16 protein-coding genes are annotated in these 19,488 nt (G+C 60.5%); 6 read left to right on the top strand and 10 right to left on the bottom strand.

Annotated elements, in window-relative coordinates; all coding sequences use genetic code 11:
* Nucleotides 1-4: 4 nt before the first annotated feature.
* The 3 genes from AC07OG_RS05390 to AC07OG_RS05400 form a co-directional block, all read right to left on the bottom strand.
* A complete protein-coding gene (locus AC07OG_RS05390; RefSeq protein WP_060539492.1) occupies nucleotides 5-3,112 on the bottom strand; it encodes a multidrug efflux RND transporter permease subunit in 3,108 nt (1,035 codons plus the stop codon).
* Entirely contained in the window at nucleotides 3,109-4,269 is a 1,161-nt protein-coding gene (locus tag AC07OG_RS05395; RefSeq protein ID WP_495066404.1) for an efflux RND transporter periplasmic adaptor subunit, read from the bottom strand. The genes AC07OG_RS05390 and AC07OG_RS05395 overlap by 4 nt, the downstream gene beginning before the upstream one ends.
* 183 nt (nucleotides 4,270-4,452) lie before the next feature.
* Nucleotides 4,453-5,421 carry a LysR family transcriptional regulator gene (locus AC07OG_RS05400; RefSeq protein ID WP_060539494.1) on the bottom strand — a complete coding sequence of 323 codons (969 nt, stop codon included), beginning with the start codon at nucleotides 5,419-5,421 and terminating at the stop codon, nucleotides 4,453-4,455.
* A 331-nt stretch (nucleotides 5,422-5,752) separates the two neighbouring features.
* Here AC07OG_RS05400 and AC07OG_RS05405 point away from each other — a divergent pair, with 331 nt between their 5' ends.
* The 4 genes from AC07OG_RS05405 (at nucleotide 5,753) to AC07OG_RS05420 (ending at nucleotide 10,694) form a co-directional block, all read left to right on the top strand.
* Nucleotides 5,753-7,264, top strand: a complete 1,512-nt coding sequence (locus tag AC07OG_RS05405) for an efflux transporter outer membrane subunit (protein WP_495066519.1) — start codon at nucleotides 5,753-5,755, stop codon at nucleotides 7,262-7,264.
* 147 nt (nucleotides 7,265-7,411) lie between these two features.
* A complete protein-coding gene (locus AC07OG_RS05410; RefSeq protein ID WP_495066405.1) occupies nucleotides 7,412-9,616 on the top strand; it encodes an FUSC family protein in 2,205 nt (734 codons plus the stop codon).
* Nucleotides 9,606-9,806 (top strand): DUF1656 domain-containing protein, encoded by a 201-nt coding sequence (locus AC07OG_RS05415; protein ID WP_015096751.1) that lies wholly within the window; start codon nucleotides 9,606-9,608, stop codon nucleotides 9,804-9,806. The genes AC07OG_RS05410 and AC07OG_RS05415 overlap by 11 nt, the downstream gene beginning before the upstream one ends.
* Nucleotides 9,807-9,830: 24 nt before the next feature.
* On the top strand, nucleotides 9,831-10,694 hold the full coding sequence (locus tag AC07OG_RS05420; protein ID WP_218424690.1) for an efflux RND transporter periplasmic adaptor subunit: 864 nt from the start codon (nucleotides 9,831-9,833) through the stop codon (nucleotides 10,692-10,694).
* Between the two features lie 108 nt (nucleotides 10,695-10,802).
* Here the strand turns inward: AC07OG_RS05420 and AC07OG_RS05425 are convergent, their stop codons facing one another.
* From AC07OG_RS05425 to AC07OG_RS05435, 3 genes are all read right to left on the bottom strand, one after another.
* The gene (locus AC07OG_RS05425) at nucleotides 10,803-11,201 is read right to left on the bottom strand and encodes a DUF4440 domain-containing protein (RefSeq protein WP_060539497.1); all 399 of its coding nucleotides are present in this window, start codon (nucleotides 11,199-11,201) and stop codon (nucleotides 10,803-10,805) included.
* 141 nt (nucleotides 11,202-11,342) lie between these two features.
* Nucleotides 11,343-12,167 carry an SDR family oxidoreductase gene (locus AC07OG_RS05430; RefSeq protein WP_495066406.1) on the bottom strand — a complete coding sequence of 275 codons (825 nt, stop codon included), beginning with the start codon at nucleotides 12,165-12,167 and terminating at the stop codon, nucleotides 11,343-11,345.
* Nucleotides 12,168-12,201: 34 nt separating this feature from the next.
* Nucleotides 12,202-12,666 carry a multidrug transporter gene (locus tag AC07OG_RS05435; RefSeq protein WP_218424688.1) on the bottom strand — a complete coding sequence of 155 codons (465 nt, stop codon included), beginning with the start codon at nucleotides 12,664-12,666 and terminating at the stop codon, nucleotides 12,202-12,204.
* Between the two features lie 211 nt (nucleotides 12,667-12,877).
* On the opposite strand from AC07OG_RS05435, the gene AC07OG_RS05440 reads away from it, so the two are divergent.
* Nucleotides 12,878-13,630: a hypothetical protein gene (locus tag AC07OG_RS05440; RefSeq protein ID WP_495066407.1), complete on the top strand. Its 753-nt coding sequence runs from the start codon at nucleotides 12,878-12,880 to the stop codon at nucleotides 13,628-13,630.
* A gap of 30 nt (nucleotides 13,631-13,660) precedes the next feature.
* On the top strand, nucleotides 13,661-14,176 hold the full coding sequence (locus AC07OG_RS05445) for a DUF2441 domain-containing protein (RefSeq protein WP_495066408.1): 516 nt from the start codon (nucleotides 13,661-13,663) through the stop codon (nucleotides 14,174-14,176).
* 81 nt (nucleotides 14,177-14,257) lie between these two features.
* Here the strand turns inward: AC07OG_RS05445 and AC07OG_RS05450 are convergent, their stop codons facing one another.
* From AC07OG_RS05450 to AC07OG_RS05465, 4 genes are all read right to left on the bottom strand, one after another.
* Entirely contained in the window at nucleotides 14,258-15,709 is a 1,452-nt protein-coding gene (locus tag AC07OG_RS05450; RefSeq protein ID WP_060539500.1) for a mannose-1-phosphate guanylyltransferase/mannose-6-phosphate isomerase, read from the bottom strand.
* Between the two features lie 215 nt (nucleotides 15,710-15,924).
* Nucleotides 15,925-16,581: an alginate O-acetyltransferase AlgF gene (locus AC07OG_RS05455; RefSeq protein WP_060539501.1), complete on the bottom strand. Its 657-nt coding sequence runs from the start codon at nucleotides 16,579-16,581 to the stop codon at nucleotides 15,925-15,927.
* Between the two features lie 14 nt (nucleotides 16,582-16,595).
* Nucleotides 16,596-17,771 carry an alginate O-acetyltransferase gene (locus tag AC07OG_RS05460; protein WP_495066409.1) on the bottom strand — a complete coding sequence of 392 codons (1,176 nt, stop codon included), beginning with the start codon at nucleotides 17,769-17,771 and terminating at the stop codon, nucleotides 16,596-16,598.
* Between the two features lie 11 nt (nucleotides 17,772-17,782).
* On the bottom strand, nucleotides 17,783-19,348 hold the full coding sequence (locus tag AC07OG_RS05465) for an MBOAT family O-acyltransferase (RefSeq protein ID WP_495066410.1): 1,566 nt from the start codon (nucleotides 19,346-19,348) through the stop codon (nucleotides 17,783-17,785).
* Nucleotides 19,349-19,488: the final 140 nt, after the last annotated feature.

Genomic DNA, 19,488 nt, shown 5'->3' on the forward strand with positions numbered 1-19,488 from the left:
CGCCTCAGTCTGTGGTCGCCAGCGACGGCTGGGGTGCGGCCGCCGGTGGGAGAGAGTGCCGATGGAACAGCCGCTCAAGCCATAAGTATATGACCGGCGTGGTGAACAGCGTCAGTGCCTGGCTCACCAACAGGCCGCCGACCACCGCGATCCCCAGGGGTTGGCGCAACTCGGCGCCAGTGCCGTACCCGAGCATCAGTGGCAGGGCGCCGAGCAGGGCGGCAAGGGTGGTCATGATGATCGGCCGGAATCGTGTGATACAGGCCTTGAAGATCGCTTCTTCCGGCGACAGGCCGCCATTGCGTTGTGCTTCGAGGGCGAAGTCGATCATCAGGATGCCGTTCTTCTTGACGATGCCGATCAGCAGCACCAGGCCGATCAGGGCCATGATCGAAAAATCCTGGCCACATATCCACAGCATTATCACCGCACCCAGGCCCGCCGAGGGCAAGGTCGAGATGATCGTCAGCGGATGCACGAAGCTCTCGTAGAGCACGCCGAGAATGATGTACACCGCCACCAGTGCCGCGAGGATCAGCCACGGCTGGCTGGCCAGGGAACTCTGGAAGGCCTGGGCCGCGCCCTGGAAGTTACCGCTGATGGCGGCGGGCATACCGATGTCGGCTTTGGCCTGGTTGAGCATGATCACCGCGTCGCCCAGGGCCACACCGGGCGCCAGGTTGAACGACAGGTTGGCGGCGGGGAACATGCCGTCATGGGCGATGGACAGCGGGCCGCTGGTCGGCGCATCGAATTTGGCCAGGGCCGACAGCGGCACCATTTCTCCGCTCAGGGGCGAGCGCAGGTAGAAATAGTTGAGGCTTTCGGCCTTGCCGCGTTGTTTGGTGTCCAGTTCCAGGATCACGTTGTACTGGTTGATCTGGGTCTGGAATTCATTGATCTGCCGCTGACCGAAAGCATCGTACAGCGCTTCGTCGACATCGCTGGCGGTCAGGCCGAAGCGTGCCGCCGCGCTGCGGTCGATGCTGATATGGGTGATGCTGCCGCCCAGTTGCAGGTCGTTGGAAATATCGCGGAAGGCCGGGTTGCCGCGCAGTTTTTCGGTCAGGCGCTGGGTCCAGGTGCTGAGGGTCGCGCCGTCGTTGCTCTTGAGCACATATTGGTACTGGGCACGGCTTGGGCCGGAGCTGAGGTTGATGTCTTGTCCGGCACGCAGATACAGCACGATGCCAGGGACTTTCATCAGTTGTGGGCGAATCCGGTCGATGAATTCGCTGGCGGAAACGTCGCGGTCGCCGCGTTTTTTCAGGGCGATCCAGAAGCGGCCGTTGGCGATGGTCTGGTTGCTGCCGGAAACGCCGACGGAGTGGGAAAACGCCTGAACAGCCGGGTCTGCGGCGACGATTTCGGCCATAGCCAGGTGCTTTTTCACCATGTCGCCGTAGGAAATATCTGCTGCCGCTTCAGTGGTACCGAGGACGAAGCCGGTGTCCTGAATCGGGAAGAATCCTTTGGGGATGAAAATGTATCCGCCGATGGCCAGGGCGAGCGACAGGCCGAAGACGCCGATCATGAATTTCTGATGGGCGAGGGCGCGGTGCAGGCCCTTTTCGTACCACGCCAGCAGACGCTCACCGAAGCCCGGCTTGCTATGGGCGTGATGAACCGGAGCGCGCATGAACAGCGCAGCCAGGGTTGGCGCCAGGGTCAGGGACACCACCACCGAGATCATGATGGTCGACGTGGCGGTCAGGGCGAACTCCTTGAACAGTCGCCCGACCACGCCTCCCATGAACAGCAGCGGAATGAACGCCGCCACCAGCGAGAAGCTGATCGAGACTACGGTGAAGCCAATCTCGCCGGCACCTTTGATCGCCGCTTCGCGCATGCCGTCGCCGGCCTCGAGATGGCGGTGAATGTTCTCCACCACCACTATCGCATCGTCGACCACAAACCCAACGGCCACCACGATCGCGACCAGGGTCAGGTTGTTCAGGCTGAAGCCCATGACATACATCAGGGCAAAGGTGGCGATCAGCGACACACCGAGCACCGCCGAGACGATCAGGGTCGCCGACAGCTGACGCAGGAACAGCGCCATGACCGCCACCACCAGCATGACCGCGATCAGCAGGGTAATTTCCACTTCATGCAGGGAGGCACGGATGGTCTGGGTGCGGTCGATCAGCACCTTGACCTGCACCGAAGCCGGCAGCATGGCTTCCAGGCCCGGCAGCGCCGCCTGGATGCGGTCCACGGTCTCGACAATGTTGGCCCCAGGCTGGCGGAAAATCACCAGGTTGACCCCCGGTAGCGAGCCCGCCCAGGCCTGGACGTAGGCGTCTTCCGAACCGTTGACGACCTTGGCGACATCCCTGAGGTGAACCGGGGCGCCATCCTTGTAGGAAACGATCAGCTCGCTGTATTCCTCGGGGTGGAATAACTGATCATTGGTGGACAGCGTTGAAATGCTCGATTCGCCGTACAGCGCACCCTTGGCCAGGTTAAGGCTGGTTTGCTGGATCGCCAGGCGCACGTCCGCGAGGGTCAGGCCAATGGCAGCCAGTTTGTCGGCGGACACCTGGACGCGGATCGCCGGGCGTTGCTGACCGGTAATCGAGACCTGGCCCACTCCGTCGATCTGGCTTATCTGCCGGGACAGCAGGGTTTCGGTGAGGTCGCTGAGCTCCGGGCCGGGCATCAGGTTGGAGTTGACACTGAGGATCAGCACCGGGCTGTCGGCCGGATTGACCTTGCGCCAGGTCGGCAGGTTCGGCATGTCCTTGGGCAGCTTGCCGGCGGCGGTGTTGATGGCCGCCTGAACTTCCTGGGCGGCGGTGTCGATGCTTTTATCGAGGGTGAATTGCAGGGTCAGGTTGGTCGAGCCCAGCGCGCTGCTCGATGTCATCTGGGTAACGCCGGGGATGGCGCTGAACTGCACTTCCAGCGGTGTGGCCACCGACGAAGCCATGGTTTCCGGGCTGGCACCGGGCAATTGCGCCGCCACCTGAATGGTCGGGAACTCCGCTTCCGGCAGCGGTGCGATCGGCAAGCGCGGGAAGGCAATCGCGCCCAGCAGCACCAAGGCAAAGGTCAGCAGGATAGTCGCCACCGGGTGATCGATGCACCAGGCCGAGATGGAGCCCTTCATGGCGTCGACTCCGATTGCACCACCTGCGGCGGATCCGTCAGCACCTGGACGACTGAACCGGGTTTGAGCCGCGACTGCCCGTCGCTGACCAGGCTGTCACCGGCCTGCACGCCCTTGATGATGTTTAGCCGGCTGTCCTGATAGACCATCTGCACGGGAACGGTTTCGACTTTGTCGCCCTTGAGCCGGTACACGAAGTGTTGATCCAGACCCCGTTGTACGACGTTGGGTGGCACCACCAGGGCATCCTTATCCAGCGCTGTCTGAATCTTTACCGTCACCAGCAGGCCCGGCCAGAGTTTCTGCGCGGCGTTATCGAACTCGGCCTTGGCGCGGATGGTGCCGGTGTTGGCGTTGATCTGGTTGTCGATCAGGGTCAGGTGGCCTTCGCCGAGCAGGTTGCCGGTTTCGCCGTCGGTGTCGGCACCGATGTAGGCCTTCACCCGAGCGTGTTGAGGATCGTTGATCAGACCCTGCAGGGTCGGCAGCATCTGTTGCGGCAGAGAAAATTCCACGGCAATCGGGTCGATCTGGGTCACGGTGAACAGACCTTGGGCGTCGCTCATGCGCAGGAAGTTGCCTTCGTCCACTGTGCGAATACCGACGCGACCGCTGACCGGTGAGCGAATCTGCGTGTAGGACAGTTGCACCTCGGCGGAATCGATCGAGGCCTGGTTGCCCTGGGCGGTGGCTTTGAGCTGGTTGACCAGGGCTTGCTGCTGGTCGTAGGTCTGCTTGGAAACGCCGTCGTCGACACTCAGCAGTTTGTAGCGCTTGAGGTTGACCAGGGCGACTTGCAGTTGTGCCTGGCTTTCACCCAATTGCGCCCGTGCGAGGTCGAGGCTGGCGCGAATCGAACGGTCATCGATGGTCGCCAGCAGGTCGCCTTTTTTCACCAGCTGACCTTCCTTGACCAGTACTTTGGTGAGGATGCCATCGATTTGCGGACGGACCACCACGCTGTGCAGGGACAGCACCGAGCCGATGCCACTCACATAGCGCGGTACGTCTTTTTCGGCGACGCTGATCACGCGCACGGGGATGGCGTTGGTTGTGGCGAGTTTGGTTTTGGCGGGCTTGCTGGCGTACCACAGGCCCAGCGCTGCCAGGACGATCAGAAGGGCGACGAGCAGGGCGGGGTTTTTCTGGATTCGCATGCGAGTGGGGCGCCGGGGGAGTGATGGCAGGTTTATACCTCCTTTATAAACCTGTCTGGCGGTCAGCAGGGTGACTGCTAACTGACGGCGCTGTCAGTTTCGTTTGCCTTGGCTGTCTCAGAAGCGATGCAGGCTTCAAGGCAGATCGCCGGCAAGCCGGCTCCTACAGGGGCGCGGTCATCCTTAATTGGCTACCCGGACTCCGGCCATGCTCCCGCTCAATTCATACGCCGCCAGCTCCGCCTGATGCGCCGCCAACAACTCCGGCAAAGACCCACGCAGGTACTCGACCCAGGTCTTGATCTTCGCATCCAGGTACTGCCGCGACGGGTAGATCGCATACAGATTCAGTTCCTGCGAACGATAGTTGGGCATGACCCGCACCAGCGTGCCATTGCGCAAGCCGTCGATCGCTGCATACAACGGCAAAACACCGACGCCCATGCCGCTGGTGATCGCGGTTTTCATTGCATCGGCGGAGTTCACCAGGAACGGCGAGCTGTTGATGGTGACCATTTCCTGGCCGTCAGGGCCGTCGAAGGCCCATTTTTCCAGGGGGAGGACCGGGCTTACCAGACGCAGGCAGGCATGGTTGAGCAAGTCACTGGGTTTGTGTGCGCAGCCATTGGCTTTGACGTAAGCCGGTGAGGCGCAAACGATACTGTAGGTGATACCCAGGCGCTGGGACACGAAGCCCGAGTCCGGCAGTTCGCTGGCAAGGACGATGGACACGTCGTAGCCCTCGTCGAGCAGGTCCGGGACGCGGTTGGCCAGGGTCAGGTCGAATGTCACGTCCGGGTGGGTCTTGCGGTAGCGGGCGATGGCGTCGATCACGAAGTGCTGACCGATGCCGGTCATGGTGTGCACCTTCAACTGACCGGCGGGGCGGGCGTGGGCGTCGCTGGCCTCGGCTTCGGCCTCTTCGACATAGGCCAGGATCTGCTCGCAGCGCAGCAAGTAGCGCTTGCCGGCTTCGGTCAAAGCGATGCGCCGGGTGGTGCGGTTGAGCAGGCGGGTTTGCAGGTGGGCTTCCAGGTTGGAGACCGCGCGCGAGACGTTAGCCGTGGTGGTGTCCAGTTGCACGGCGGCAGCGGTAAAGCTACCGGCCTCGGCCACGTAACTGAAGGCGCGCATGTTTTGCAAAGTGTCCATGGGGAGCTCTCGGATGCGATGGCAAATTGTGACACGAAGTTTCAGAGGGGGTGACCCCCTACAAAGGGATTATCTCGCTAACGGTAACAAAGATTCACAGGAATCCCAGCTTATCGCCATTCAGGCCGCCCAATAGAATTGCGCAACTTGGCAACTGGGGCTCGACCGCCGCATAACCTGTGGGAGCGGGCTTGCTCGCGAAGAGGGCATCATATTCAACACGGATGTTGACTGACAGACCGCCTTCGCGAGCAAGCCCGCTCCCACAAAGGCGGATCTCCGGTTTCCAGAAAATCTCATGGCTCCCCTCTATCTTCAGGAAATCGCAGCAGTGCCGCGTCGCATCAGCAGAGCGCTTGAACCGCTCAGTGTTTTGGCTTTAACCCTGGCAATCAGCGGCTGCATCGGAACCGGAGGTATTGCCCCACAAGGCAAGGCGCTGGAGGCCAGTTCACTGGCCACCGACGAAGCCATCCAGAGCGCCGCCCAGGATGCGCATTGGCCCACCGCACAATGGTGGCAGGCCTATGGCGATCCGCAACTGAACCACTGGATCGAGCTCGCCGTGCAGGGCAGTCCGACCCTGGCCATGGCCGCCGCGCGGGTACGTCAGGCCAAGGCAATGGCCGGTATCGCCGAGGCTGCCGAGTCGCTGCAGATCAATGGCGAGTCCACCCTCAAGCGCCACAACTGGCCCACCGATCAGTTCTATGGGCCGGGCGAGTTGGCCAATTCCACCACCTGGGACAACAACGCCGCCCTGGGCTTGAGCTATGCCCTGGATCTCTGGGGCCGCGAAAGCAATGCCAGCGAGCGTGCCGTGGACATGGCCCATATGACAGTTGCCGAAGCACGCCAGGCCCGGCTCGAACTGCAGAACAATATCGTACGCGTGTACATCGAACTGTCATTGCATTACGCGCAGCGGGACATCGTCCAGGCAACACTGCAGCAGCAACAGCAAATCCTTGAGCTGGCCCAGCAGCGCCTGAGCGGCGGCATCGGCACGCATTTCGAAGTCAGCCAGGCCCGGACGCCGCTGCCGGAAAGTCATCGCCAGCTTGATGCCCTGGACGAGGAAATCGCCCTGAGCCGCAATCAGCTCGCCGCCTTGGCAGGTTTCGGCCCGGGGCAGACCGCGCAGTTGCAGCGCCCGATGCTGTCGCTGGATGCGCCATTGAAACTGCCGTCGTCGCTGCCGGCGCAACTGCTCGGCCAGCGTCCGGACGTGGTCGCCAGCCGTTGGCAAGTGGCGGCGCAAGCGCGGGGCATTGAAGTCGCCCATGCCGGTTTTTATCCCAACGTCGATCTGGTCGGCAGTCTCGGCTACATGGCCACCGGCGGCGGGGCGCTGGAGTTCCTCACCGGCAAGAAACTCAACTACAGCGTCGGCCCGGCGATCTCCCTGCCGATCTTCGACGGCGGGCGGTTGCGCGCCGAACTGGGGGAAGTCTCGGCCGGATATGACATTGCCGTAGCGCGATACAACCAGACCCTGGTCAATGCGCTGAAGAATATCTCCGACCAGTTGATCCGCCGCGAATCCATGGACAAGCAGCAAGCCTTCGCCGCCGAATCGGTGGCCGCTGCGCAGAAGACCTGTGACATCGCGATGATCGCCTGGCAGCGCGGGCTCACCGATTACCTCAACGTGCTCAACGCCCAGACCCTGCTGTTCAAGCAGCAACAAGTCCAGCAGCAGGTTCAGGCTGCGCGGTTGAGTGCCCATGCCGAACTGGTGACGGCGCTCGGCGGTGGCTTGGGAGCAGGCAACGATGTACCGAACGACAGCCAGACCCAAGCACCGAAAACCCCGGCTCTACTTAAGAGCGTCGTGAATTGAACACAAAACCTGTGGGAGCGGGCTTGCTCGCGAAGAGGGTGTGTCAGTCGACGGTTATGTTATCTGACACCCCGCTTTCGCGAGCAAGCCCGCTCCCACAAGGACCGAGTTCTCGCCGCACGATTTTTGACCTTTGAGCAGAATTTGATGACTCCCTTGCCCGCACCTTTGCGCTGGCTGTATTCCCTGGAATGGCGCCGGGGCTTCTTCGACTGGGCACGCAGCGACGGCGTGACCTGGGTCTACATCTTCAAAGTGCTGTTCGCCGCGTTCCTGACCCTGTGGCTGGCGATGCGCCTGGAGTTGCCGCAGCCGCGCACGGCGATGATCACCGTGTTCATCGTCATGCAGCCACAAAGCGGGCAAGTGTTCGCCAAGAGCTTCTATCGTTTTCTCGGCACCCTGGCCGGGTCGGCGGTGATGGTGGCGCTGATTGCCTTGTTCGCGCAGAACACCGAACTGTTTCTTGGCGCGCTGGCGATCTGGGTCGGTATCTGTTCAGCCGGTGCCGCCCGTTGTCGCAACTTTCGCGCCTATGGTTTCGTGCTCGCCGGCTACACCGCGGCGATGGTTGGTTTGCCCGCCCTGGCGCACCCGGATGGCGCATTCATGGCGGCGGTCTGGCGGGTATTGGAGATCTCCCTGGGCATACTTTGCTCGACACTGGTCAGCGCGGCGATCCTGCCGCAGACCGCCAGTGCGGCGATGCGCAACGCCTTGTACCAACGCTTCGGCGTGTTTGCCCTGTTCGTCACCGACGGCTTGCGCGGGCGCAGTCAGCGCGAGGCTTTCGAGGCCGGCAACGTGCGCTTTATCGCGCAAGCGGTGGGGCTGGAAGGGCTGCGCAGTGTCACCGTATTCGAAGACCCGCACATGCGCCGACGTAACGGCCGGCTCAGTCGGTTGAACAGCGAATTCATGGGCATCACCACGCGCTTCAACGCCCTGCACCAGTTGCTCGAACGCCTGCGCAGCAATGACGTCGACCATGTCGTGGCAGCGATCAAACCCGGCCTGCACGAACTTGCCGAGGTGCTCGACGGCTTTAGCGGCCGCTCCCTGACCACGGCCGATGCAGCCCGTCTGGTCACGGCGTTGACGGCCTATAAGGAAAGCTTGCCGGCCCAGGTCCGCAGCCTGCGCACGCTCTTTCAGGAGAGCGGGCCGAGTGACGCCGAGTTGCTGGATTTCCACACGGCCTATGAATTGCTCTATCGCTTCGTCGACGACCTGCACAGTTATGCACAGACCCACGCATCGCTGGCCGAGCACAGTCACGAGCGCGAGCATTGGGACGAACCGTTCACCCCGCAAACCAACTGGCTGGCCGCTGCGGCGTCGGGGATTCGCGCCGCGTTCATCCTGTTAGTGCTGGGCAGCTATTGGGTGGCTACCGCCTGGCCAAGCGGGGCCACCATGACCCTGATTGCTGCTGCCACAGTGGGCCTTTCCGCCGCCACGCCGAACCCGAAGCGCATGGCATTCCAGATGGCCTGCGGGACGTTTCTGGGAGCGCTGATCGGCTTTTTCCAGATGTTTTTCATCTACCCATGGATCGACGGTTTTCCATTGCTCTGCGTAATGCTCGCACCGGTGATCGTACTCGGCTCGTTCCTCACCTCGCGGCCGCAATATGCCGGCGTCGGCCTTGGGTTGCTGATCTTCTTCAGCACCGGTTCGGTTCCGGACAACCTGACCGTCTACAACCCCTACACCTTCATCAACGACTACATTGCCATGGTCTTGGGCATGCTGGTGTGCGCGGCGGCGGGGGCAATCATTCTGCCGCCCAACAGCCGCTGGTTGTGGCGACGGCTGGAACAGGATCTGCGCGGCCAGGTGGTGTACGCCATCAGCGGCAAACTCAAGGGCCTGGCGTCGAGATTCGAAAGCCGCACCCGCGATCTCCTGCATCAGGCCTACGGCCTCGCGGCGGGGCAGCCGCAAGTCCAGCGCGACTTGTTGCGCTGGATGTTCGTGGTGCTGGAGGTCGGCCACGCGATCATCGAGTTACGCAAAGAGCAGGCGATCCTGCCGGTGCATCCGGCGTATACCGAAACCCAGCCATGGCGCCAGGCGATCCGTCTCATGGGCCGTGCGCTGGTGCGGCTGTTTCTGCAACCCAACAGCAGCAACCTTGAACGCGCACTGGTTGCCGTCGACCACGCAATCAGTCGCGTGCAGGCCACCGATGAACCCTTCGCCCCGCACTTCGATACCTCGGCGTTGCGGCGGGTGAAAAGCTATCTGCACTTCATCCGCACCTCGTTGCTCGACCCGCAATCGCCGCTCGCCGGCTACTCCAACGCCATCGCCACTGCCAAGCCCCAAGGACTTGCACATGCCTCGTGAAATCGCCTTCCACGGCGTGTACATGCCGACCATGACCCTGATGTTCTTCATCGCGGCAGCGCTTGCCTGGGCGCTGGACCGGTTCCTGTCCGGATTCGATCTGTACCGTTTTTTCTGGCACCCGGCGTTGCTGCGCCTGAGCCTGTTCACCTGTCTGTTCGGCGCCATGGCGCTGACTGTCTACCGTTGACTCTCTATCACTGAGAATGCCCCGATGAAAAAGTTTTTCAGCCTGCTCGCGACCCTGCTGGTGCTGGCCCTTGCGCTGTGGATCGGCCGCACCCTGTGGGAGCACTACATGAACACGCCGTGGACCCGCGACGGCCGTGTGCGCGCCGATATCATCAACGTCGCCGCCGACGTCACCGGCGAAGTGGTGGACGTGCCGGTGCGCGACAACCAACTGGTGAAGAAGGGCGATCTGCTGATGCAGATCGACCCCGAGCACTATCGGCTGGCGGTGAAACAGGCCAAGTCGCTGGTTGCCTCACGCAAGGCAACCTGGGAGATGCGCAAGGTCAACGCCCATCGCCGTGCCGATATGGACAACCTGGTAATCTCCCGGGAAAACCGCGACGACGCCGGCAACCTCGCCGACGCGGCCCAGGCCGATTACCAGCAGGCCCAGGCGCAGCTGGAAGCCGCCGAACTCAATCTCAAACGCACCGAAGTGCGTGCCGCGGTGGATGGCTACGTGACCAACCTCAACGTGCATCGCGGTGACTACGCGCGCATCGGCGAAGCGAAGATGGCTGTGGTCGACATGAATTCGTTCTGGGTCTATGGCTTCTTCGAAGAAACCAAACTGCCCCATGTGCGTGTGGGTGATAAAGCCGACATGCAACTGATGAGCGGCGAAGTGCTCAAGGGCCATGTGGAAAGCATCTCGCGCGGCATCTACGATCGCGATAACCCGGAAAGTCGCGAGTTGATCGCCGACGTTAACCCGACGTTCAACTGGGTGCGCCTGGCACAGCGGGTGCCGGTGCGGATACACATTGATGAAGTGCCCCAGGGGGTGCTGCTGGCGGCGGGGATTACTTGTACTGTGGTGGTCAAGTCTGCGGCCGGTGACTGACCCCGAAGGCAAATGACACAGTGACCAGGGGGGCCTGCCTGTGGCCAAGCGGTTTGCCTGTGGCGAGGGGGCTTGCCACAGAAACCCCGCCAAGCCACAGCGTTTGCGTCAGCCTTGGCAAAACGTCTCGTGCAAGTGCCGCCAGACCACCTTGCCATCCGCCTGTTTCTCGAACACCACGGTCGAGCGGCGATCCGAATGCTGACCGGTCGCGTCGGTTTGCTGCTCGCGATAACTCAGGGTCGCGCCGCCTTCGTGCAAGGCAATACCGCAAAACTCGCTGAGCTCGATGCGAAAGCCCAGCTTCTTTCCGCCAGCCTGGGTGAACAATTCGTTCAGCGCGTCGAAATCCAGCACCCTGCCCAATGGCGATACCATGGAAAATTGTGGTGAGAAGCGTGCCAGCAGTTGTTCGAGTTCCGACGCATCACGCTCCTCGGCCAGCCATTGTTCGATGGCTACGTGAGCCTGGATCACTTCGTCGAAGTATTGGGTGTAGTCGGTCATTTTGTTTCCTGAAATTCTGATGGTGTCTGTTCTGGTGTCATCGCGAGCAGGCTCCCACAGTGATTGATGTTGAACACAAAACTTGTGTACGACATCAATCACTGTGGGAGCGGGCTTGCCCGCGAAGGTGTCGACCCGGTCTCAGAGCTGCCCGCGCAAGCCGAACCGCTTCATCAATCCTGATTCCAGCAAGCCCTTGGGCACCAGCGCGGCCAGTAGCGGCAACGCCCGGCTACCATTGCCCAGGCGCACCAGCCGAGGCGGCTTGCTCTGCTGTACCGCCTTTAACAGGCCAGCCGCAAACTCACTGGCCGGAGTCGGGTTGTCCTGCGAAGCCCGGGCCCGCGCACGAATGCCTTCGCGCAACGGGAACCAGGGCGATTGTTCGCTGATCAGTTGCTCGGCTTCATGTCCGGCATTGCTGGCAAAACTGGAGGCGATGGCACCGGGCTGGACTTCCATCACGCGGATACCGAACGGCGCCAGCTCCATGCGCAAGGCGTCGCTCAAGGCATGCACAGCGGCTTTCGACGCGCAGTAGGCACCGGCGAACGGCGTGACCAGAATGCCGGACACACTGCCGATATTCACCACCAGCCCTTTGGCCCGGCGCAGCACCGGGAACAGTGCGCGAGTCACGCCGACGATCGCGAACACATTGGTTTCGAACTGACGCTGCATGGCCGGCACGCCGCCGTCCAGCAATGGGCCCATGGCGCCGTAGCCAGCGTTGTTGATCAGCACATCAAGGCCACCGTGTAGCTGGTTGATTCGTTCTCTCAACGCTTCAAGTGCCGGGCCGTCGTTGACGTCCAGCTGCACTGCGGTAAATCCTGCGCCAACCAGAGTTACAACATCTTCAGTCCTGCGCGCAGTGGCCCAGACCTCATAGCCAGCAGTCTTGAACACATCGGCCAGGGCGCGGCCGATGCCGCTGGAACATCCGGTAATCAACGCAACGGGCATGGCGCGGTCCTTGTGCAGCGAAAAGAAGAGGCGATCAGTCGGAGAAACTACCTTGCAAACGCTCGGCGCGAAACTCCAGGGTTTGCGGACGATAACCGGGCCGCAGTGGCGGTATTGGTAAACAGTCTTCCCAACTCGCCCCGGCCTGCAGTTCACCGGGACCACGATAGCGTGGTGCGCTGTATTGATTGTCGGCGAGGTTGACCGTATCACCCGGTGCGTAGGCAGCAACGCGCCAACGCAGTTCGGTCAGCGGTACGTCGTTGCCGTTGTTCATTTTCAGTTGCAGGGGGCGATCCGCCGGACATTGATCCGGCGCGTAGGCGATGCGCAACTCCAGGCGGGCCAATTGCTTGCCTTCACGGTTGTCCAGCCAGATCACCCAGGTGGCCACCAGCCCCAGACCCACCACAGCCGCAAGCGAAACCGGCAGGGCCTTGGCTGGATAGCGCAGCAACAGGACCAACCAGGTAATGACCAGCAGGACACCGATGAACATCACAAAAAAACCTCGGGCAGGGAATGGTCATCCTACCCAAGCGCGGAGGAGATTGACTATGAGAGTTTTGAGCGGATGAATGACAATTTTTGATTTTTATCAGTCTCGATCCCGGCGCAGGATTGGCTCAAACGACTTCACGTGGTGAGCCCTGACGTCTACTTCAGGCTTTGCCTTCTGAAAAATATAAAAAAATTAATTGTGATTTATCATGAAGTTATTCAGTTCTTTGGTTTTTGTTTTTTGTTTTTTGTTTTCAACAGTAGTTAAAGCAGATTCGGTGTCTGCCCTAATCAACGCTTATGCGGCCTCACGCGAACTGCCAATTATTGATGCAGCTAGAGAATTTGTTTATGCGAATTCAGACCATGGCGACGGACTATGGTACCAAACTTATGGCAATGACAATGCGTACGTATTGGAAAGTTTGTACCGTACCGCCAGTGGTGACACGACGGCTACGCGACCTCAGTTACTTTGTGGCAATCGCGCAGAGGCGATGCAAGCGATACTTGGAGATCTAGGCATCCGCTCTAGAACGATCTACGTATTTTCCAAGTACTCCGGTGCCTTGATGGGGCATGTTTATCTTGAGGTGATGAATCCGACCACGGGCTCATGGGAGATTCAGGATCCTGATTACAACGTTGCTTATGAGTACGAAGACGGCCGGCGCCTCGGGGCTGCTGCTTTGATTGCGGGAGCTGATTTTTCCAGGATATATCCGATCAACGCTACTTCCAGAGGGTGGGGAGCAGGTGATGTCAAGAATCTATTGGATGGCCAGTTCTATGATGTAGCCTTCAGTCCAACTGAAGGAATGCTTTATTACAACAAACAGGCGTCTGATACAGGGCTTGTTGCCAGTGTCGAGGCTTACATTCTAGAGAACCATAGCGAAGTTGATTACATTCCTGCGCAGCTAGGGCAATACATGATGCGCCTTGCGGTAATAGGTATTTAATGTATGACAACATATTATCATGTAAGTCGCTTGAGTCTGAATGCGGGAAAGATAGTTCAGCCTGGCGGGCTTGGAATCTGGCTCAGGGAATCCTGTTCTACTGGCCCTCGTGGCGATGAAGGTAACCTCGCCAAACTTTCCAGGGAACTGATCTTCGAAAGCTTCCGGCTGCAGTGCTTTGCAGCTAAACCCTCCCGTCTTGATGCAAATTTTCTGTTTGAAGATTTACAGGTGGCTCAAAAATATGGCGAATATTTAATTCCAGACGGCATCATCTACGAGGTATTCCTTGTTGATGAGGCGGCGAAAATTCACCGTGGTGACTTTGGTTTGTTCCTGCCCCATGATCTGCAATATCAGTGTTCCTTCGTTAATTTCAATGAACAACTGGCGGTTAAATATTGGGGGCGTCCCGGGACGCAAGGTGATATTGAATATGTGGAGGTCCTGACAGAAAGCACAGTCTGCATCGTTCGGCAGGTACAGCGTGTCAACTGCCCGGCCCCACGTGTCCCTTCGAACACGGGGACTGCGGTCCATTCATGAGTCCGTAAAAAAGCCCCCGCCCAGCCCACTGCGGATAGGGGACGCAGTGGGCTGAACGAGGGCTTCTTGTTTTGCCGGGTGTTACTGCGCGATGGTCTTCACCGAAACCCCACGCTCGATTGGCGTCGAGCGCCCGTAGATATCTTCAAACCGCTCGATATCGTCCTCACCCAGATAGCTGCCCGACTGCACTTCAATGATCTCCAGCGGGATCTTCCCCGGATTGCGCAAACGGTGCACCGAAGCAATCGGGATGTAAGTCGACTGGTTCTCGGTCAGCAGGAACACGTTTTCATCGCAGGTCACTTCAGCCGTGCCGCTGACCACGATCCAGTGCTCGGCGCGATGGTGGTGCATCTGCAGGGACAGGCACGCGCCCGGCTTGACCGAGATGTGCTTGACCTGGAAGCGCCCGCCCATGTCCACCGAGTCATACGAACCCCACGGACGATAGACTTCGCAGTGGTTCTGGGTTTCGCTGCGGCCCCGTTCATTGAGGGTGTTGACCATCTGTTTGACGCCTTGGACCTTGTCCTTGTGGGCGATCATCATGGCGTCCTTGGTTTCCACGACCACGATGTTTTCCAGGCCGATCACCGACACCAGCTTGCCGTTGCCATGGATCATGCAGTTCTTGCTGTCCTGGATCACCACGTCGCCCTTGGTGACGTTGCCGTTGGCGTCTTTGGCATTCACCTCCCACAGCGACGACCAGCAACCGACATCGCTCCAGCCCGCGGTCAGCGGTACGACGCAGGCCCGTTGGGTTTTTTCCATGACCGAGTAGTCGATGGAGTTGTCCGGGCAGCACGCGAAGGTGGCTTCGTCGAGGGTGATGCTGTCGGCGTCCTGCGGGCTGCGTTCCAGGGTCAGCAGGCAGGTGTCGTAGATGTCCGGATCGTGCTTTTTCAGCTCTTCGAGGAAGCGGCTGGCGCGGAACAGGAACATGCCGCTGTTCCAGAAGTAACCGCCGGACTGGACGAACTCGGTAGCGCGTTTCACGTCGGGCTTTTCGACGAAGTGCGAGACGCGGCTGACGCCTTCGGGCAGCAGCGAATCGTTGGTCGACTTGATGTAGCCGTAGCCGGTTTCCGGTTTGGTGGCCGGTACGCCGAACAACACCATTTCGCCGTTTTCCGCAGCGACGGTGGCCAGTGCCAGGGCGCGTTGCAGGGCTTTCTGGTCTTCCAGCACGTGGTCGGCTGGCAGCACCAGCATCAACTCGTCACGTCCTTCGCTGACCAGCATCATCGCTGTCAAGGCCACGGCCGGCGCGGTGTTGCGACCGAACGGTTCCATCAGGATGCGCTGGGTTTCCAGTTTGCGCGCGGCCAACTGCTCGCTGACGATGAAACGGTGGTCCTTGTTGCAGACCACGATCGGGGTGTCCATGCCTTCGAACACCAAGCGCTCCAGAGTCTGCTGGAACAGGGTGTGTTCGCCGGTCAGGGCGAGGAACTGTTTAGGGAACTGCTTACGCGAAAGCGGCCAAAGACGTGAGCCACTACCACCTGACAAGATCACCGGAATCATATTGTTTACTCCTTGAAAATCGATTGGTTAGAGCTACGAACGCTGTGTCGTTTCACTCTTGTTCTTGTTTCGTGTCCGGACTGACACCTCGGTCCAGGTGGGAGCGGGCTTGCTCGCGAAAGCGGTGGGTCAGTCAACATCGTCGTTGAATGTGAAACCGTATTCGCGAGCAAGCCCGCTCCCACAAGAGGATCGGGGTCAAGCCGGGAAATTTGTTAGCGCGTCGATACCGGGCGTTTTACCCAGACCGGCGACAGGCTGCTGCCGTTGCCGGTGACGTACAGCACGGCGGCTTCACCACGTTCCAGGGCGACGGGTTTCACGTCGCCGACTTTGGTGGCGCCGTCATAGAGCGCCAGGCTGACTTTCACCGGGTTGATTTCACGTTCGCCGCGACCCTTGGGCGCAACGTTCGGGACCACGTCGGTCTTGCCATCGGCGGTTTTCAGGGTCAGCGCCTTGTCACTCAGGTTTTGCACGCGTACCAGGGACTTCTGCTTGTTCTTGAACGGCGGCTCTTCGATCAATTGCGGTGCGCCGCTAGCGTTGTTGACCAGGGTGTAATAGTGGTCGCCGGCCAGTTTCACCGGCAGGCTCTGGCTACCGACCTTGGCGCTGTAGTCGCCGCCCGGCATGAAGCTGAAGTCGCTGCTGGACAGTGGCGCGACGTCGCTCAGGTTGGTGCTGCCGACAGTGGCGCTGACTTCGGCGTTGCTGGCGTTGTAGATGCGCACGAAGGTCGAGCCTTTCGGTGCGGTCGGGCCGTACAGCGCCGAGTCACCAGCGGCGAAAGCCTGGACTGACAGCACGCTGAGGCCAGCGACCAGAGCAATGCGTTTTGCGAGACGACGAGGAGTTGTAGTGAAAGTCATGGTGTACCTCTCTTTCAGTTTTGCGCCCGGTCGGGCGTCTCGGATTTAGTGTTGATTGCGACGTTTTGCTGGCGCGCGCCGGCTTGTTTAAGCTCTGCGACCCACTGCGGGTCGGCGTCGCCGATTTCGTTGTTCACAGGCAGATATCGTTCAGGAAACTCCCAGATCAGCACCTGTGGCGGGCTGTTCTTGAAGGCATCGCTTTTCAGGTAGCTGAGCATCGGCAGAATCGGGCCGTGGCCGTCTTCGGCGTAACTGACCACGTCGCTGTGCAGCGCTTGCTTGAGCGCGCCGACGAAGTTCCAGTTCGGGTTGGCGCTGTAGCTGGTACCGATCAGGGCCACCGGCACTTCGGTGTTGGCGAACAGCGCGTCGTCACCGGCAGGCGGGTCGCCGGCGGCGACGGTGTTGCGCTTGCGCAGTGGCTCTTGCGCCGGCATCAGGTTTTCGAACAGCGGGTCCAGCGGCAGGAACAGACGCAGGTCGCCCTTGTGGGTGACTTGCTCGGCCGGCTCGGTGACGAAGTTTTGCGGTTCGCCGCTCAGCGGGTACTGGTCGGCGATGACTCTGGCCAGGCGGTTGGCGGCGACTTCGGCGCCTTCCGGGGTCCAGTGGGTGTCAGTGCGCAGGAACACTTGCTGGCCGTTTTTCTTGGCGGCCTGCAATGGGCCCAGCAGGTCCGGAGCCGGAATCCGCTCGGCCGCCAGGCGCTGATGGAAGTCCTGGTACAGATTGGCGTGGATGCTGGCCGGTTTCACCTCACCGAGGTGTTCCGGGTATAGGCGTACCTTGGCCGGCACCACCGCCATCACCAGTTGCACGCCTTTGGCCTTGAGGGTCTGGCGCACGCCTTCAACCAGGGCGTAGTTGCCTTGCAGGTTCAGCTCTTCGTTGACGATCGGGTTGAATTCTTCATCGCTGTACAACCACTGGTCGCGACCGAGCACTACGCCCGGACGACCTTCGTTGAACAGTTTGAAGTCCAGCGCCGCCCAGAGATTGGTGCCCAGGCGCTTGATCGGAAACTCTTCGTCGTAGTGCGTCTCCACGGCCTTGGTCCAGCGACCGTTGAGCACCGTCGCGTCGGCGTTGGTGCTGAAGCTGAAGAAGCTGCGAACCGACCACAGGCCCAGGACCAGCAGGGTCACCAGGAACAGGGCGATGTAGAAGATGCGTAATGAGCGGGTCATGGTCAGATCCCTCAGAACTGGAAGTAAAGGAACGGCGAGAAGCTTTGCGCCGAGAGTTTGAGAATCGAGGCGATGAACAGCAGCAGCACCAGCGCACGCATCACGTAGCGCGACCAGTCGGCGGTCCAGTAGGCTGGTTGCACCTGGGCTTCGACGCCGACGGTGTAGCCAGGCTGGTGGATGCTCGCCGGGTTATCCCCAGGTGCTGCCTTGATCAGGCCAGGTTCGGTGGCGGCCGGGCCGTCGCTGTCGACGTTCACGGCGGGTTTGGTCTTTACCGGTGGCTGATTGCTGTAGAAGTCGCGCAGACCGAAGAACGCCAGGGTCACGTAGGCCACAACCAATGTTGCGATCTGCAGGCCGGTGAGGCTGGCCTGGTTGAGTTCCGACAGTGACCAGTCACCAAAGCTGAACATTGCGCCGTACATGCGGCCGGCAACGTGCAGGTTTTCCGCGCGGAAGATCACCCAGCCCATCACCACCAGCAGGAAAGTCAGTGCCCAACGGATCGGGTTGATGCTGCGCGGCGAAGTGTTCAGGCCCAGGGCCTTTTCAATCGCCAGCCACATGCCGTGCCATGCACCCCAGACGATGTAGGTGATGTTCGCGCCGTGCCACAGACCACCGAGCAGCATGGTCAGGAACAGGTTGCGATAAGTCATCAGCGTGCCTTTGCGGTTGCCGCCCAACGTGATGTACAGATAGTCACGCAACCAGGTCGACAGGCTGATGTGCCAGCGGCGCCAGAACTCGGTGATCGACTGGCTGATGTACGGCTGCTTGAAGTTTTCCATGAAGCGGAAACCCATCATCAGGCCCAGGCCGATGGCCATGTCGCTGTATCCGGAGAAGTCGAAATACAACTGCGCGGTGTAGGCGAGGGCGCCGAGCCAGGCATCACCCGTGGTCGGGTTTTGCAGGGCGAAGCAGTGGTCGGCCACCACCGCGAGGGTGTCGGCGATGAAGACTTTCTTGATGAAACCCTGCATGAACCGCGTGCAGCCCTCGGAGAATTTGTCGAGGGTGTGGGTGCGGTTGTTGAACTGGTCGGCGAGGTCGCGGAAACGCAGCACGGGACCGGCGATCAGGTGTGGGAAGATCGCCACGAAGGCCGCGAAGTCGATCAGGTTGCGGGTCGCCGGGGTGTCGCCACGGTAGACATCGATGATGTAGCTGATCGACTCGAAGATGTAGAACGAGATACCGATCGGCAACAGCACGTGGGTCAGGATGAAGGGCTCCAGGCCCACTGAGGTCATCATGGCGTTGATGCTGTCGACGCCGAAGTTGGCGTACTTGAAGTAGCCGAGGATGCACAGGTCGACGGCCACGCCGAGCAGCAGCCAGCGCTGCGCCGGTTTGGTCCTGACCCCGGCGGCGCCGACTTTCAGGCCGATCCAGTAGTTCCACAGCGTGACCGCCGCGAACAGTGCGAGGAAGTCCACACGCCACCAGGCGTAGAACACGTAGCTGGCGATCAGCAGTAGCAGATTGCGATAGCGTTGCCCGCTCAGGTAGTACAAGCCGAGAAAGATCGGCAAGAACAGGAACAGGAACACGTTGGATGAAAATACCATCCCGATCTCTCCATGTTTAACCAACAGTCAAGGGCCAAAGCCCCCCCAAACCCCCCGTGGTAGTGGAGGGGTGAAACGGTGTTTCCTTGAAGGTTGTGGGTGGCCTTCAGACCTTACCCTCACCCCCCGCCCTCTCCCGG

The sequence above is a fragment of the Pseudomonas sp. GW821-FHT09H03 genome (assembly GCF_059415945.1).

Coding starts and splice junctions, on each gene's coding strand:
- AC07OG_RS05400 (WP_060539494.1), bottom strand. CDS start 5,421: ATGGACACTTTGCAAAACATGCGCGCCTTCAGTTACGTGGCCGAGGCC.
- AC07OG_RS05465 (WP_495066410.1), bottom strand. CDS start 19,348: ATGGTATTTTCATCCAACGTGTTCCTGTTCCTGTTCTTGCCGATCTTT.
- AC07OG_RS05410 (WP_495066405.1), top strand. CDS start 7,412: ATGACTCCCTTGCCCGCACCTTTGCGCTGGCTGTATTCCCTGGAATGG.
- AC07OG_RS05440 (WP_495066407.1), top strand. CDS start 12,878: ATGAAGTTATTCAGTTCTTTGGTTTTTGTTTTTTGTTTTTTGTTTTCA.
- AC07OG_RS05390 (WP_060539492.1), bottom strand. CDS start 3,112: ATGAAGGGCTCCATCTCGGCCTGGTGCATCGATCACCCGGTGGCGACT.
- AC07OG_RS05395 (WP_495066404.1), bottom strand. CDS start 4,269: ATGCGAATCCAGAAAAACCCCGCCCTGCTCGTCGCCCTTCTGATCGTC.
- AC07OG_RS05425 (WP_060539497.1), bottom strand. CDS start 11,201: ATGACCGACTACACCCAATACTTCGACGAAGTGATCCAGGCTCACGTA.
- AC07OG_RS05450 (WP_060539500.1), bottom strand. CDS start 15,709: ATGATTCCGGTGATCTTGTCAGGTGGTAGTGGCTCACGTCTTTGGCCG.
- AC07OG_RS05420 (WP_218424690.1), top strand. CDS start 9,831: ATGAAAAAGTTTTTCAGCCTGCTCGCGACCCTGCTGGTGCTGGCCCTT.
- AC07OG_RS05415 (WP_015096751.1), top strand. CDS start 9,606: ATGCCTCGTGAAATCGCCTTCCACGGCGTGTACATGCCGACCATGACC.
- AC07OG_RS05430 (WP_495066406.1), bottom strand. CDS start 12,167: ATGCCCGTTGCGTTGATTACCGGATGTTCCAGCGGCATCGGCCGCGCC.
- AC07OG_RS05435 (WP_218424688.1), bottom strand. CDS start 12,666: ATGTTCATCGGTGTCCTGCTGGTCATTACCTGGTTGGTCCTGTTGCTG.
- AC07OG_RS05460 (WP_495066409.1), bottom strand. CDS start 17,771: ATGACCCGCTCATTACGCATCTTCTACATCGCCCTGTTCCTGGTGACC.
- AC07OG_RS05455 (WP_060539501.1), bottom strand. CDS start 16,581: ATGACTTTCACTACAACTCCTCGTCGTCTCGCAAAACGCATTGCTCTG.